The 354-nt window shown below is 40.1% G+C and carries 1 protein-coding gene; it reads left to right on the top strand.

Going from position 1 to position 354, the window contains the following annotated elements; translation table 11 throughout:
• On the top strand, nt 1-354 hold a 354-nt coding region (locus tag AC1DND_RS29715; RefSeq protein ID WP_477586664.1), incomplete at both ends, for a DUF5683 domain-containing protein.

Raw genomic sequence — 354 nt, 5'->3', positions numbered from 1 at the left:
ATACTGGTTGCTGCATTTACATTTTTTCTTGTAAACTTAGCCTCGGCGCAGGTTAAGGATACGGTATTAAAACCTGTTGATACTTCGAAAATTAAATTGTCTAAATCGTTAGATACTGCGGCTAAAAAACCGATGACCAGAAAGGATTCGATGAAAGCCAAGTATGTTAACCCGGGTAAGGTTGCCGGTAGAAAAGCGGTTTTCAGATCGATGATTATACCAGGCTGGGGTCAATTGTACAATATGCAGCTGCTTAACGACGGTTATGGTACAAGAGCCGGAAAAAGCCAGTTTTTTCAAAAGCTGTATACTGGTGGTAAAATAGCAGCTATTTATGGTGGTATAACCGTACTT

It is taken from the genome of Pedobacter sp. 01N416 (genome assembly GCF_056399685.1).
Note: the sequence above shows the minus strand (reverse complement) of the source record. Positions and strands in the feature narration are given on the sequence as shown.